Annotated in this window: 19 protein-coding genes; 10 read left to right on the forward strand and 9 right to left on the reverse strand. The window is 47.9% G+C overall.

The annotated features are described in order from the left end of the window. Positions 1–71 precede the first annotated feature (71 nt). Together AK963_RS18960 and AK963_RS32215 are read left to right on the forward strand one after the other, a co-directional pair. Positions 72–545, forward strand: a complete 474-nt coding sequence (locus tag AK963_RS18960) for a hypothetical protein (RefSeq protein WP_139117510.1) — start codon at positions 72–74, stop codon at positions 543–545. A gap of 221 nt (positions 546–766) precedes the next feature. Beyond that, positions 767–946, forward strand: a complete 180-nt coding sequence (locus AK963_RS32215) for a hypothetical protein (protein ID WP_139117511.1) — start codon at positions 767–769, stop codon at positions 944–946. 262 nt (positions 947–1,208) lie between these two features. Here the strand turns inward: AK963_RS32215 and AK963_RS18965 are convergent, their stop codons facing one another. The 6 genes from AK963_RS18965 to AK963_RS18990 all read right to left on the reverse strand — a co-directional run bounded on the left by AK963_RS18965 (position 1,209) and on the right by AK963_RS18990 (position 4,215). After that, on the reverse strand, positions 1,209–1,703 hold the full coding sequence (locus AK963_RS18965) for an AP2/ERF family transcription factor (protein WP_066017008.1): 495 nt from the start codon (positions 1,701–1,703) through the stop codon (positions 1,209–1,211). 47 nt (positions 1,704–1,750) lie between these two features. Beyond that, positions 1,751–2,173 (reverse strand): hypothetical protein, encoded by a 423-nt coding sequence (locus tag AK963_RS18970; protein ID WP_066017009.1) that lies wholly within the window; start codon positions 2,171–2,173, stop codon positions 1,751–1,753. After that, positions 2,170–2,361 carry a hypothetical protein gene (locus AK963_RS18975; RefSeq protein WP_066017010.1) on the reverse strand — a complete coding sequence of 64 codons (192 nt, stop codon included), beginning with the start codon at positions 2,359–2,361 and terminating at the stop codon, positions 2,170–2,172. Before AK963_RS18975 ends, AK963_RS18970 begins: the two co-directional genes overlap by 4 nt. A gap of 34 nt (positions 2,362–2,395) precedes the next feature. Continuing rightward, complete coding sequence (locus AK963_RS18980) at positions 2,396–2,599, reverse strand: hypothetical protein (protein WP_066017011.1); 204 nt, start codon at positions 2,597–2,599, stop codon at positions 2,396–2,398. Between the two features lie 90 nt (positions 2,600–2,689). Next, positions 2,690–3,619 (reverse strand): hypothetical protein, encoded by a 930-nt coding sequence (locus tag AK963_RS18985; protein WP_238593780.1) that lies wholly within the window; start codon positions 3,617–3,619, stop codon positions 2,690–2,692. Continuing rightward, positions 3,595–4,215, reverse strand: a complete 621-nt coding sequence (locus AK963_RS18990) for a helix-turn-helix domain-containing protein (RefSeq protein WP_139117513.1) — start codon at positions 4,213–4,215, stop codon at positions 3,595–3,597. Before AK963_RS18990 ends, AK963_RS18985 begins: the two co-directional genes overlap by 25 nt. 270 nt (positions 4,216–4,485) lie before the next feature. On the opposite strand from AK963_RS18990, the gene AK963_RS18995 reads away from it, so the two are divergent. The 6 genes from AK963_RS18995 (at position 4,486) to AK963_RS19020 (ending at position 7,591) form a co-directional block, all read left to right on the forward strand. After that, a complete protein-coding gene (locus AK963_RS18995) occupies positions 4,486–4,716 on the forward strand; it encodes a hypothetical protein (protein WP_066017014.1) in 231 nt (76 codons plus the stop codon). A gap of 229 nt (positions 4,717–4,945) precedes the next feature. Next, positions 4,946–5,602, forward strand: coding sequence for a DUF7986 domain-containing protein (locus AK963_RS19000; protein ID WP_066017015.1), 657 nt, complete (start codon positions 4,946–4,948; stop codon positions 5,600–5,602). 57 nt (positions 5,603–5,659) lie between these two features. Beyond that, entirely contained in the window at positions 5,660–6,079 is a 420-nt protein-coding gene (locus AK963_RS19005; protein ID WP_139117514.1) for a DUF3024 domain-containing protein, read from the forward strand. Positions 6,080–6,115: 36 nt separating this feature from the next. Then, positions 6,116–6,496, forward strand: a complete 381-nt coding sequence (locus AK963_RS19010) for a hypothetical protein (RefSeq protein ID WP_066017016.1) — start codon at positions 6,116–6,118, stop codon at positions 6,494–6,496. Positions 6,497–6,581: 85 nt separating this feature from the next. Next, complete coding sequence (locus tag AK963_RS33350) at positions 6,582–7,214, forward strand: IS1096 element passenger TnpR family protein (RefSeq protein WP_066017017.1); 633 nt, start codon at positions 6,582–6,584, stop codon at positions 7,212–7,214. A 98-nt stretch (positions 7,215–7,312) separates the two neighbouring features. After that, complete coding sequence (locus AK963_RS19020) at positions 7,313–7,591, forward strand: PBPRA1643 family SWIM/SEC-C metal-binding motif protein (protein ID WP_066017018.1); 279 nt, start codon at positions 7,313–7,315, stop codon at positions 7,589–7,591. Between the two features lie 173 nt (positions 7,592–7,764). Here the strand turns inward: AK963_RS19020 and AK963_RS19025 are convergent, their stop codons facing one another. From AK963_RS19025 to AK963_RS19035, 3 genes are read right to left on the reverse strand one after another with little or no spacing between them, the layout of a single operon-like run. Beyond that, positions 7,765–8,439, reverse strand: a complete 675-nt coding sequence (locus AK963_RS19025; RefSeq protein WP_139117515.1) for a PP2C family protein-serine/threonine phosphatase — start codon at positions 8,437–8,439, stop codon at positions 7,765–7,767. A 4-nt stretch (positions 8,440–8,443) separates the two neighbouring features. After that, positions 8,444–9,148 carry a hypothetical protein gene (locus AK963_RS19030; RefSeq protein WP_066017020.1) on the reverse strand — a complete coding sequence of 235 codons (705 nt, stop codon included), beginning with the start codon at positions 9,146–9,148 and terminating at the stop codon, positions 8,444–8,446. Beyond that, positions 9,139–9,861, reverse strand: coding sequence for a hypothetical protein (locus AK963_RS19035; protein WP_083232769.1), 723 nt, complete (start codon positions 9,859–9,861; stop codon positions 9,139–9,141). The genes AK963_RS19030 and AK963_RS19035 overlap by 10 nt, the downstream gene beginning before the upstream one ends. A 591-nt stretch (positions 9,862–10,452) precedes the next feature. Between AK963_RS19035 and AK963_RS19045 the strand changes: the two genes are divergently transcribed. Together AK963_RS19045 and AK963_RS19050 are read left to right on the forward strand one after the other, a co-directional pair. Beyond that, the gene (locus AK963_RS19045; RefSeq protein WP_066017022.1) at positions 10,453–12,204 is read left to right on the forward strand and encodes a hypothetical protein; all 1,752 of its coding nucleotides are present in this window, start codon (positions 10,453–10,455) and stop codon (positions 12,202–12,204) included. Positions 12,205–12,471: 267 nt separating this feature from the next. Continuing rightward, positions 12,472–12,774: an isoamylase early set domain-containing protein gene (locus AK963_RS19050; protein WP_066017023.1), complete on the forward strand. Its 303-nt coding sequence runs from the start codon at positions 12,472–12,474 to the stop codon at positions 12,772–12,774. Positions 12,775–12,911 lie beyond the last annotated feature (137 nt).

Genomic DNA, 12,911 nt, shown 5'->3' on the forward strand with positions numbered 1-12,911 from the left:
GAAAATCAACATCATTAAAACCTTCGGGTAGCTGTGGTCGACGAGACATCTGTTCTAGATAATGCATGGTAATGATGCCTAAGCATAGTTGGCGGCAGCTTAAGGATTTAGAAAATGCGATTGGTATAAGTGAATACAGAGGACATATTTCAGAAGAAGAAGCGAATAAAGAAATTGAACGCTTTAGGCAAGAATACAATTTACATGATGTGAATTTTGAAGTTTACAGGAATGCAGATGAAAGCGGATACGACTTTGATGGAGATAAGAGCAACTCAAAAGGAATGTTCCTCAAAGGACAGAACACTGTACTCATGTACTACGGAAAATATTCCTCAATATCCAATTTCAGAGAAGCTCTTAGACATGAAACCTTCGTTCATTTGGCGCTTAATAGAAAAAATCCCCTTTTTCAGAGAAACATTATAAATTTATTGATGAACTCAATAACGGGCAATCATGAGTTCAACGCCTTTGCTACTCGATACCCGGTGACACCGTGGATTACCTGCATCCACATAATAAAAAAACCTGATTACCACTGAAGTTACGCTTACTCTCAGCCAAGTGGTTACCGATGAATAAGGGCTACACGTTAAACGATCGTTTGGTCAGTTCGACAATACAGTCCTCATTCCGGGAAATCTCTCCCTCGCACTTAATGACACTATTGTTTAGTAATGCTGAACAGCTTTAATCCCAAGGCTTTCAGCGATTCGGGTATCGCTGGATACTGGCGTAAGATCGGTGGTAATCAGGTAAAAAAATGTCCGGGATCATACTGAGTTATTGCCGAGCTTCCCGTTGGATCCCATCGATACCGGCAGACCATCGACTGGTTCAGAAGCCTGCTACTTTTTCTGGATCGTGGGGAGCTGAGAATTATCCAAGCAGTATGGCATTACCAGAGTTTATCGACAGAGACTCCCTGGATGGACGGCAATAACTGCCTGCTACCCAATGCTTTTGCTCCGGCTTCTGATAAAAAACATCCGCTATACCATGACACTGAGTACTTATTGAAAGGTCTTGAACTGGCACTGCCTGAAGGTTGCAGTTTCAACGACAAAAGAGGAAACCGGAGTTTTCAAGATAGTTGTCCTGCATACCATAGTGGGATGAGCAGCCGACGTACTGGTCAAACGCGACCATTAGCACTGGTGATGCAACCCTGCATCATTTACCAGTTTTTGAACAACATCATCACCTTACCGCATCCGTCCGGCAGTCGATGGATTAGTTTCTTTCACCCTGCCATGCTCCGCTGCCGCAAACTCTTCGGATTCCTTCTCTCTCAGCAGTTTGTCACGCCAGATGACCGCCAGGTCATAGGCTTCCTGATCCCCGTATTTGGCAATGGAAAAGTTTTTGGCCTTGATAACCCGCTTGCCATTTTCATCAATGGAGCTCACCTGCGCCCGCCACGCATTCGACTGTCCTTTGCCCTTACACCGAAACACGCCCTGTACCTTTGACTGAACCTGAGTAGAGTACGACATTGACCATGTGAACGCATTGTTTGGCAGGCTGTCACGAAAAGCAATGGCTGCTGCCTTGGCGTTATCAGCCCCTTTGTAGTCTCCGCACTTAAAAGAATGTCGCATCCCATACGCTTCCACTACCCACACGCCCTTGTTGCTGTCGAATTTCAGATGGTGGTCGGGGTAGTGTTCATCCAGAAAGGCTCGCTGCTCAGGCTTCATTGTTCACCCCATCGGTATAGACTTCATTATGCTTTGCACAAAGCCGATCAGGAGACTTCACGAACAGCTCCCAGCACTTTCTCTGTCAGCCGGTTCATATAACCCTTGACGCCTTCACGACAGTCCAGATTATCGGCGCAGTATTTCACATTAAAGGTCATATCATGGTGCCCAATGGTCAGCATTTCCTGCATAACATCCACCTTGCTGTCCAGTCGCCAGGTCTTGCAGATGTCACAGGGCCAGCGCTGGGTATCACCGGCCGTTACTGAATAGACAATCTCGTTAATCTTGATGCGGTCATTGGTGTGTACGTCTTCCAGTGCCTCATACTGGCCAGCCCATTTGCGACCATACTCCTCCACCATCAGATGACGGGCGGTTATCCTGTCCGGCGCGATTACCTGCACATAACCGGGATGGTGAGGCTGACCATCACCAAAGGTGAAGTAGTAACTATTCATTGTCATTCTACTGTCTCATTCTGCAATTCGACCTTTCGCTCAACATAAGCCAGCCAGGTATCATAAGGGTCGTATTTGGTCTTGAATAACCGGTTCCATTCCTCCACGGCATCCTCAATCATCTGTTGCCATGCTCCGTCCGGCAGGTCATCAAGGTCGTGATCGGCAAGAAAAGTAAATAATGCGTCATCCATAGGCTTCTGTTGCCCTTTGGCTCTGTTAATCGTGTTAGCCCAATGACTCCGGCTCCCACTGGGGAAATGCCTCTGCTACATGGGTGCAAACCTGCAACAGCTTGTATTGCCAGGATGGCGCTGTTTTCTGGATCAGGGCCAGCATGAAGGCGTTAAAGTCAGTCACTCCGTACTGCCATTGAGGGATGCCTGTTCGCGTAATGACGCTGATACCGTACGGATCATTCTTCGCCAGCATACCTACTCCATGCCTTGTCACGGTTACGATGGCCGATTCCGGGAGTTCAGGAGAATACCCCGAGTGGTTTCGGCAATGTCTTGTCTCACCCTATAACGACTGAGGCCCGGAAACACGAGTATTGCGCGTACGCCAGATAAAGCGTACCGAAAGCAACACCAATACCGTAGACAGGGCAATGAATGGCAATATACCCAATAGCTCCGAAATAAACCATTGACGTCCACCAGGCGTATTGTAAACAAACAGTCCGAAACGGATAAGCCCGGCCGCCGAGAGGAAGAACGCGGTGCCAAATGCCGTCGAGGCCAGGGATCGCAGCCAGAGGTATTTACCAGAGAAACATCGAAACAGGTATTGCAGACAATAAATATTGAAATAACCGGTCAGCAACAGGCCAGCAGCCAGCGACAGCATATTGGCAAAGGCATAGTCATACAGAAGAGTGCCGGTATTCCCCATCGGGATCATCGATAATTCCCCCGTAGAAAACTGGAAGTCGGGATTGGCAAGCCCACCGATCAGTTTGCCGGTCACTGCCAAACCGAACAGTACCACACAGGATGACTTGACCACCTGACAGGAAAAACGCATCCCAAACGTTGAGGTCAGCGCATCCAGTAATCCATAGGCGATCGTCAGCATCCCAAGGCCGAGGGATACCGGGGTAAACCACAGCACATCCATATCGTAGGGCAACAGGAACGCACCACCGACCAGTAATCCGAAAAAGCATAACAGGAAAGGGAACACGGCACGGGTCTGGTCACCGGCATAAAATGTGTACTGCCCATAATGATCCACATCGGCATAAACCTGGTGTTTCAGGGTTGCATCGTCCGTGACAACGCGAAATAACTCCTTTTTTTTCTCCTGAGGAATATCACGGTGCAGCCCACGGCGACAAAATTCAAGGGTGCTGACCGCCAACCGTTCACCGTGACGATCCAGGTACTCAACACGCTGGTTATTATTAGTAAACGCAACAATATCCACTATCTGAAATACTCCGTTTTCCACAATGTCTGGCCTTCAATAAGACCGATAACCTGGTGAACGTCCTCAATATCACCATCACTGCAATACGCTCCGGTCTGAAGACCGGAATCAAACCGATGAACCAGTGCTAACCTCCCTCCTTCGTTAAAATTGCTGAATGTCGACACAAGATAACACCCCGGCCCCCGTCCATTGGCATTGACCAGTAACAGTAAATTGGGCGGCAGAAAATCTGAGGCACCGGACAAAAAGAAGTGGAGATACCCCTCATCGGGAATACCGAGCCTTGACAGAATGTTCGGCACCCACATTTTTCTGACATCGGTAACATGACCGCCGGTAACTACATTCACAGGCTTTGTCGTCAGGTAGGTCGGTAATGCCCCCAACCGATGAGCATCTGACGCCCCGGAACCGGAATACAACCACTCAGGGGCCACATCGAGCACCCTCGCCAGTTTATCCACCGGTTCTTTGTTGGACTTTTTCGACACATCGCTCATCAGATGATAAATGGAGCGTCGGCCAACACCGGACTCATTAGCAAGTTCAGTAACCGATAATCCCTGCTGCTCCATCGCTGAACGAAGGCGGCGACCCAGAGTCGACGTAGACACAACAATCTCCTTATTAAATGATCAGTGCTTACAGATACCGTACAAAACAGAACACAGCATTTCAACAACTGTAATTATTTTGCAAAAATCATCAGGGAATGGGAGCGGGGTATGGAAAAGGCCACAGAAAAAGGATTATTTAGCCATCAAAATCAGCATTCACCATGAAATAGTGATTTCAATAATTGAAACAGGCTTGCTATCTGTTTTTATTTGATGTTTATATAAACCAAAGTACAAGAAAAAATATCCAATAAGGAATAGCTCCGTATGCCCAGCCACCCGTTTGACGGTGGCGATGTTCCGCAGTCTCGCCAGTCTCACTGTCAGCACCCGAATAACAATAACGAGACTCTATACCACACACGAACATTTGATGAGCTGGAACGTGTTTTTCTGAATAGATACCCTGACCCGGCAGAAAGACGCAGGGTACGCATCGCTTACGCTTCCACGATACAAGAGCAGGACGCGACAGAAAATGGTCAACCTGCGGAGTGACGACTCCCCAAAAGTCAGTTGGGGGTCAGTCAGGTTTCGCTTCTCACATTCATTCAAAATGGAAGACTGGGTGCCAACGGTTTCGACCGGGTGCGCGTGATGACTACAAATTCAACGGCAAGCATGTTGTCTGTGGTAGCATCGGGATATTTATCGCAACGATCAACCACTGATACCATAAACCCTATAACTGTTGATTCAGGCATCTTTCACTGAGAACCCGGACTTTATGAGCCCTATTCACCCCGACTACGACCAGCTGCGTGCTGATGGCAGAGACCTGAACTCAAAGCTGTTCAAAGAACTCAATAAGGATGAGCATAAAATTGCGGCACGTCAGCTTGGCGCAATGAAAAAGAATCAAATGATGTTTGACTCTTATGAACAGTTTGACCAGTTCACCGACTTTTGTATTAACGACTTTCAGGACATCCATGGCCATACCATCGTCAGTCGATACCTGAGCAGGCATGCTGATACTATCAATGCCACTGAAGAAAAAATTCTGAACGCGCTGCTGTCGTCGAACACCTCGCTCTATCGAATCGTCAGCAGGAATATCGACAGCTCAACGGTAACAATGGAAGATTTGCTGAATGGTGGTGAGCTGACCATTACCGACCGGGGCTTCAGCTTATCGCCGAATATTGTGGATTATGTTATGTTCACACGCATCCTGAGTTACGAGGACGGCCTGAATTTCACCTCTGGCGCCCCCATGATTTTTCCCAAAAGTACTCAAGCCCTGGTACTGTCTGAGTATTGGCGCTTATTGAAAAAACGAGCGTCCACCTCCATACCGTCCAGACGTTACGCTGCCTTTTATAAGCTTCACGACAAGTATGGCTATAAAGCCGTCTCTTATGATGAAACCGCCGGGGCCTGATTCAGGTCTGAGTTTCAAGCGTATGTATTTCGCCAGCACCTGATGGCAGAGAAATTTATGAGCAGTTATATGTGGATGCCCGCAACAAAACGAGCATCCAAACCCAAAGTATCTCCTGAGACCAAAGCGGTTCTGAAAGCTCAGGCCGACCGATGGGTAGAGGACTATCTGAAACCCGCAAAGGTCGAGCCTCCGCCCGAGAATCCGAATTTTAATTATCTGGTAGATATCTTTACCAAGTGGCATGGCAGCTTTTTCTATTTCTGCGCCACTTATCACTGCCCTTCACCCAATGCCATCAGCCCATCCTTTGAACGGAAGTTTGCCCGGATGAACTACACCGGGAATAACACCTACACTCTGTCTTATCTTCGCCATAACGATCAGTGGCACGAACAGTGGCACGAAGTCTTTTATAAACAGGATGTGGATACGTGTTTTGAGCTGATTGCACATGACCCCTGTTTTATGCCATAACCTTGCAGACCAAACATACTGGAACGCTGAAAAGCAATGAAGACACGTGAATTTCTTCAATTGGAATCACCTCAGGCAATGTCCTCGGCGATTGCAACAATGAAAAACAAGGAAGTCGTGAAACACGCCAGAAAGCTGGCAAAAATGATTGGCATTGATTACGAAGCGGCCCTGTTTGAAGGAATTTCTATCGTTGTTGCTGCAAGTGATGATGATCGTCCATCTCAGCTGCTCTTCAATCGATACTTAACGTTAAGCCAGCTCTCAACACTGCCAGCCGATCAGGTAGCCATCCTGCCCTTGGAAGAGCAGAACGCCAGATTAAAGATCGCACTGTTGATCACCATATTTACCACTTTGATGTTCATCCTTGTGAACACCAAAGAAAATCTACAGCGCTATAGAGACCATCTTTAGGAGAGTCTGTGAAGTTAACGGCACCCAATTCTTTCCATGGGCACTCCTGCAACGGGATCATCAATCACTGAATGAAGAAAATTGAATGTTCAAACTGAATCGCAATGAACCCTGCCCCTGTGGCAGTGGCAAAAAATTCAAGAAGTGCTGCTTTCTTGAGCCTGAAACGGCGTCTGAAATCCAGCGGGCAACCAAAATGTCCAGTAGCCTGGATGAACTACAAGTCATTCTCAACCAGCCACCTCTGCGTTACACCTTGGAAGTGGAGCTGATTGGCCATCCCTTTTTTGGCTTTGAGCACGATGTGATCCGCACCTTTGAGGTGTCTGGCAGAGAAACCCTGTACGATATGCATCTGAAAATCCAGCGCGCCTTCAACTGGGACAATGACCATTCGTTCTCGTTCTTTACCTCCAATGAACTGTGGGATCGGGACAACGAATACTCTGCCACACCGGATGGTGAACACATTGTCTCCAGTTTTGGTTTTGGTCCACCCACAAAATCCGCATCAGCTTCCGAGATCAGGGATCTGGGCTTTACAAAAGAGCAGGAGTTCCTCTATATCTTCGATTATGGCGATGAGTTGCTGCACCGCATCAAGGTAGCTGACATCACAGAGGCCGACAGCCACGACTGGATACCATTCTGTGTTCTTTCATCGGTGGGTGAGAATGTGGAGCAGTACTACCGCTATGAAGAAGAATACGAAGAGTAATGATGGCAATGCACCGTTTGCGCATTAAGAAATAAATGGATATTTTATGACCGCAACATCACACAGTATCCCTGAAGCCACCATTGATCAGAAGGCGTATGGCTAAGTTAGGCTCAGAAAAGAACCCCGTGATTGCCCGGGTTCATACCGAAGAAATGGCAAGAGCAGTTGCCACCACCTGTGACGAACACGGCTGGCACTACATTATCGGCTTTGAACCCCCGCATGTTCCTGAAGATATATCGGACCTCCAGAAACTGCTTAATCCAGAATTGTACCAGGCCCGCTCTGAAAAGGTGGCCAGAAACTCTCCCTGTCCTTGTGGCAGTGGGAAGAAGTACAAGAAGTGTTGTCAGGGAGGTGGTTTGTTGGCTTGAGTTGGGTGAGAATTCAAGAGTTGGGGGGGGAATGCACAAGGCAAGACCCGACTTCGGCCCCCCCAGCTGGAGTATCTTCATCAAGCTTTACTATATTCTCCAAGTGCTATATCAATCCGGGTTGAAAAGTGTACACCTGAAAGATTGAGTGAAGCTGCCTCCCACTTTACTGATTACACGACAATGACACTAAAATTATCCTGTGCTGTAGTCAGCAGCGATGAATTTAGCTGCCTGATCGCTTGCAAGCAGATCTCATGACTGCCTGTCAGCAGATCTTCACATTCAGACCAGAAACCGTCACTGCATAACAGCAGCCGTTTAGATGCAGGCCTTGGCAGGGTCGCTGTTTTGAGTTTCTGACTATTTTTCTCCCCTGTTTTCATTTTACAGTTCGGGATATGTCTGCATCTAAGGTAAGTTTCCTTCGTCAATAGCCCTTTTTTGTACATGGAGAAGAACGGCACATCATCCTCAGTGAGCCATTCAATGCCATTGTCTCTTAAGAGACCTATCCGGCAATCTCCACAATGTCCGATAATCATTTTATCAGCGGTTACCAACGCAATACCCAGGCAAAAAGCAGTTCCCTGGTCGTTCTGGCTTATGGTGTCCATGACGGCCAAAACATTGCTGGCAAGTTGCGCTTCAGGAGACTCTGAATACCCCCAGTCAGCGGCCTTAAGCAGGCTACTAAACAACCGAACAATTGTCGCTGTGTGCTCAATATGATCAATACCATCACAGACAAGGTAGGCGTGACCGCCTTCAATGGGCCAGTGTTCGACATGATCTGCGTTCAGTGATTCCCTTGCGCCAGTCCGGCTGATGAAAACGTCTGGAATCAATGACTCAGCTCCTTCCAGCCAGTTGAAAGAATCGATCTTCAATAATGTCGTAGCGTTCCGCTTCTTCACCGTTCAGAGCATTGTCCAAAAGGTATTCAAAATGGGCGTCACTAATAAATTTAGTCATCTCGCTCTGTACGTAGTTACGAAGGTCTTCGGGGCCTGACAGAATTTCCTCCACCAGAGCATCCCGCCCATTTACCAGGATTGCAATATCTTCTGCATCCTTACTGGAGAGAATATCTGCCCCTCGGTTGAAGTAAGCAGCCAGTTTGGTGGCCAGCAGGTAGGGCGCGGTAACAATGCGTACAGAGACATCACCGGGCAATGTATATGAAACCGCCTTTTCCCGCCCAATTTGAAACCATGGGTTAGAGAAGCCCAGTATGTCTTCACTGTCTGGCATAACATCAACGATGATTCCGTTGCAGACGAAACGGCATATAGGAGAAAATTCACCATCTTCCGGTTCACTGTCTTCAGCGAAGCCTCGTTCTCTGAGCTTTTCGGCCAGTCGTTGATAATCGCCATAGCTGGTAACAGATACGATAAAATCCACATCTTTTGTGCTGCGGATATCCATAGGCTGAGCATCGTCCAAATGCAGAGATACCGTAGCACCACCAACAAACGCTACCTGCTCCAGAAGCTCATCCCCCAGGGCATCGGCAATACCCAGTAATAGCGCTTCGTGCTCCGTTAATTGCATCCTTTGGTACCTTTTAATTCATTAAGGAAGGGGAGCGCTTCGTCTTTCTCTCGGGCTGAACCTATCCGGTAGATATCCACCAGCGCCAATTGCCAATATAACCAGCTATCAATCATGACCGCTTTTGATACCGATTTATAAAGAGGTGATATGGCCACGCCTTTTACTGTCCCTCTGGCACAGGGCCAAACAGGTGGGTACTCGGTTGAACTGGCAAAGACCTTGTTAAATACCGGAGCGGCATAAGCTGTTGGGATACCTCGTACAATCTGACCTCGCTCGGTAAAAAAAGCGATACCAGCACCGTACCTTATAAAGTCAACCAACGCTGGACGATTCACGCGAACCCCCCTGCGGCCTCGGTTTGTGAGAAGTCCTGCAGCAATCGCTCTTTTCGCAGACTGGTTTGCTTCACTCAGAGAGATGAATAGCTGCTTTGCGAGTCTTCGGTAAGTCCAATCGTCCTGATTTGACTCCCCCAGGGCTAGAAACTCATCTATCGCGTCCAAGTCAGCCTGTTCAAAATCCTCTTTTTCAGCAGACACAATCACTTCATCTTTTTCACTGTCGTAAAAACTGATTTGCTCCAGATCATTTTTGTTTAGCAGCCAGGCTTTGCCCTGCATATCTCTGGCAGAAACTCCATGGTCATTTCCGCTGTCTTCGTAGCTAAGTATTTTAAGCGTTACCAATAAGTCTTGAGGTTTTAGCATATTGGTGATCCACGATGTTTTCTGTTTGCGAACAGCGAACATGTTAGCTCACTCATGACTAGCCATGTCAATATTTTATTTTTAATGAGAAGTGGGGAACAGGGATTTCAAAGCCATAAAAACGGTAAAACCAAGTATATTTGACTGAATTTATAAGGATTTACACTCTTCTATACAACATTAGCGAGTTATAATGCGACACTACCCGCACTTACCTGAAAATGCGCTCTAAAGCCCGTGAGAATAAGATTTTCTCTGGAAAAATCACAGCAGATAAACTCTCTCCCAGGAAACAGGGTTCAATTGGGACAGCACCTCAACGATGAGAACATGAACACCCTATTGAAAACAGTACCTGCCCACATGGGTAGTAAGATGCAAAATTTGGTGGATAGCCATGACACGTCGGGAATGGGGACAATCGGTTATGACAGAATTGGCTCACCGCAGAAACCCCCATCGCCGATTCAGAGGCATAGAAAGCATAATATACCTGTCGGCCAGATTTTTATTCTCACGATCAACACGTCCCAGTTCTGAGTTTGCCATACTCCCTGTTCAACTTAATCTTAACATTTCTTCACCACCTTTATGACTGATCTCGCCCAGGCCATCGCCACCGAAACAGTGGACACACTGAAAAAGTATTACGCAACGCTGTTTGGCGTGAAACCCAAACAGACCCGCAAAGCCGATTTAACCTCGGCTCTAGCTCACGGGTTTGCTGATACGTCACACCTGCAAGCTTATTGGCGGCAATTGCCAGAACTCCAGCGGCAATTGATCCAGGAGTGCCTCTTTACCTACAACGGCCGGGTGGATCGCAAACGCTTCCGGATGAAATACGGTGATTTTCCGGAAAAGCCGCGAGGAAGTCGTTCGTTTTTTGGTTACGACTCCGGCCTGCCGGATTCTATTGCCCTGTTTTTCTACCCTGCAGAGTCAAACTATGGCCCAAAACAGATTCCTGCCGCTTTGGTCGCACTGATGACGTCGTTTGTCGAACCGCCTGCAGCTGACACACTGGTAACCGCTGTTTTGCCCGAACCGCTGCCGGCTGGCTGTTCGATGATACAACGAGAAGCCACGGTACTGAATGAGCTAAGTGCCCTGCTGATTCTGCTGCAGAACCAGCAGTTGAAAGTCGGTGAGAAAACCGGGCAACCTTCCGGTGCCACCCTGAAGAAGGTCGCGAAAGAGGTTCATGAATATTACCCTGCCACAACCTGCCCGGAAGCGGCCGGTATGGAGTTTATTGTGGCGTATGGCTGGGTTCAGTTGATCGCCAACAGTCCGTTCTGCAAGCAGTCCAAAACCACTCTGGCGCCCGCCCGTAAGACCGACCAAAAACCGGTAGCAACCATCAAGGTACTCTGGGAACACTGGCTGAAAAACCGCAAACAGGATGAGTTCCGCCGTATTGATAACATCAAAGGTCAGAACGGCAAGGGCAAGCGTTATTTCACCAACCCGGTTGAACGGAGAGAGGCGATCATCGCCGCGCTCCGGGAGTGTCCGGTGAATACGTGGGTATCGTTTGATCAACTGTCCCGGCATATGTTTATTACCGGCTCCCAACTGCTGGTAACCACCGAACCGGAGTATCTCTATCTTTATGATGCCAACTACGGCATGCTGCACAGCTCCTGGTTTCTGCTTGAGTCTCGCTATCTCCGGTGTTTTCTGTTGGAGTATGCCGCCACACTGGGCTTGATCGATGTCGTGATAGCACCGCCAGAAATGGTTGGTATGGATGAAGACCGTACCTGGGGCACAGACGATATGGACTGCCTGAGCCGTTATGATGGATTGCAGTACATCCGCCTGACGCCTCTGGGGGCTTATATTCTTGGTCTGGCTGACGACTACCAACCCAGTGAGAAGGTCAGCACAGAAACCCCTCTCAACATTCACCGCCAAGGCCGGATTGTTTTTGAGGCACCTCCCACACCCTGGGAGCAGCAGTTTCTTTCCCTCTATGCTGAGCAGGATAAAGGGCATGTCTGGATGCTGTCCAGCCGGAAGATTATGGAGACGTTGCAGGTAGGTGGCAATGTGGCCGAACTGCAGCAGTTTCTTCTGGCTCGAGAGTCTCAACCCTTTCTGCCTGAAGATTGCGAAAGTTTTCTGACTAATTCGGTAAAAAATGCCGATGGCGTTAAGTTCCAGACGGAAGCCCTGGTTTATTCGTGTAAATCAGTGGAAATGGCTGACCTGATTATCAATGACAAGGCGCTTGCGAAGTTCTGTCAGCGTTTGGGCAAGTTGCAGATTGTGCTTCCAAAAAGCAAAGAGAAATCGTTTCGAGAGGGGCTGAATACATTAGGCATCGGATGTGTATGAGCTGTTAATTTGAGTTTAACCTCTGAGGCTTTAACTCCCCGCAGCTTGCTGCGCACTACTCAGAGCTCACTTGATACCCTGGAGCTTGCTCCAGGGTAATCCACTGGACACTGCGAGGATAATTTAAAAACATGCACGGCCACCAAATAACAGAAGAGTTCACGCCGGATCAGCAAGATACAGCTGTATCAAGTTTGATTTGATCACTATCACTGATCGCTGTAACGTAGTTTTTCACGCCGTGAAAACCTTGAGGATTGATTGGCCATGCTGAAGAAAAAAACGATCAAAAAAACAGCGGAAACCGAAGTGACGTTTGAGTTTGCTCAACCGGGCATCAAGTCCGTGTCGCTGGTTGCGGAATTTAACCAGTGGCAACCGGTCACCATGAAATACCACAAAAAAGAGAACGCCTTCCGGACCAAAGTAAAACTGCCCGGCAACAAAGCCTTCCATTTCCGTTATCTTCTGGATGAGACCACCTGGGAGAACGACCATAACGCGGATGACTATGTGCCCAACCCTTACGGCAGTGATAACAGTGTGGTCTATACAAAACTCAGAAAGTAATACCCATCTAATACCAATTTCATTTTCAAAATATGTCACGAATTCTGCGATTGCCTTTATACTTTAAATAGCCTGTTGTTCATCCCGTTAATGTCATGCCTAAAACTCCCGATTTTCCTGAAAACTTTCACGATGCA

This window comes from Endozoicomonas atrinae, from assembly GCF_001647025.1.
Taxonomy (GTDB): domain Bacteria; phylum Pseudomonadota; class Gammaproteobacteria; order Pseudomonadales; family Endozoicomonadaceae; genus Endozoicomonas; species Endozoicomonas atrinae.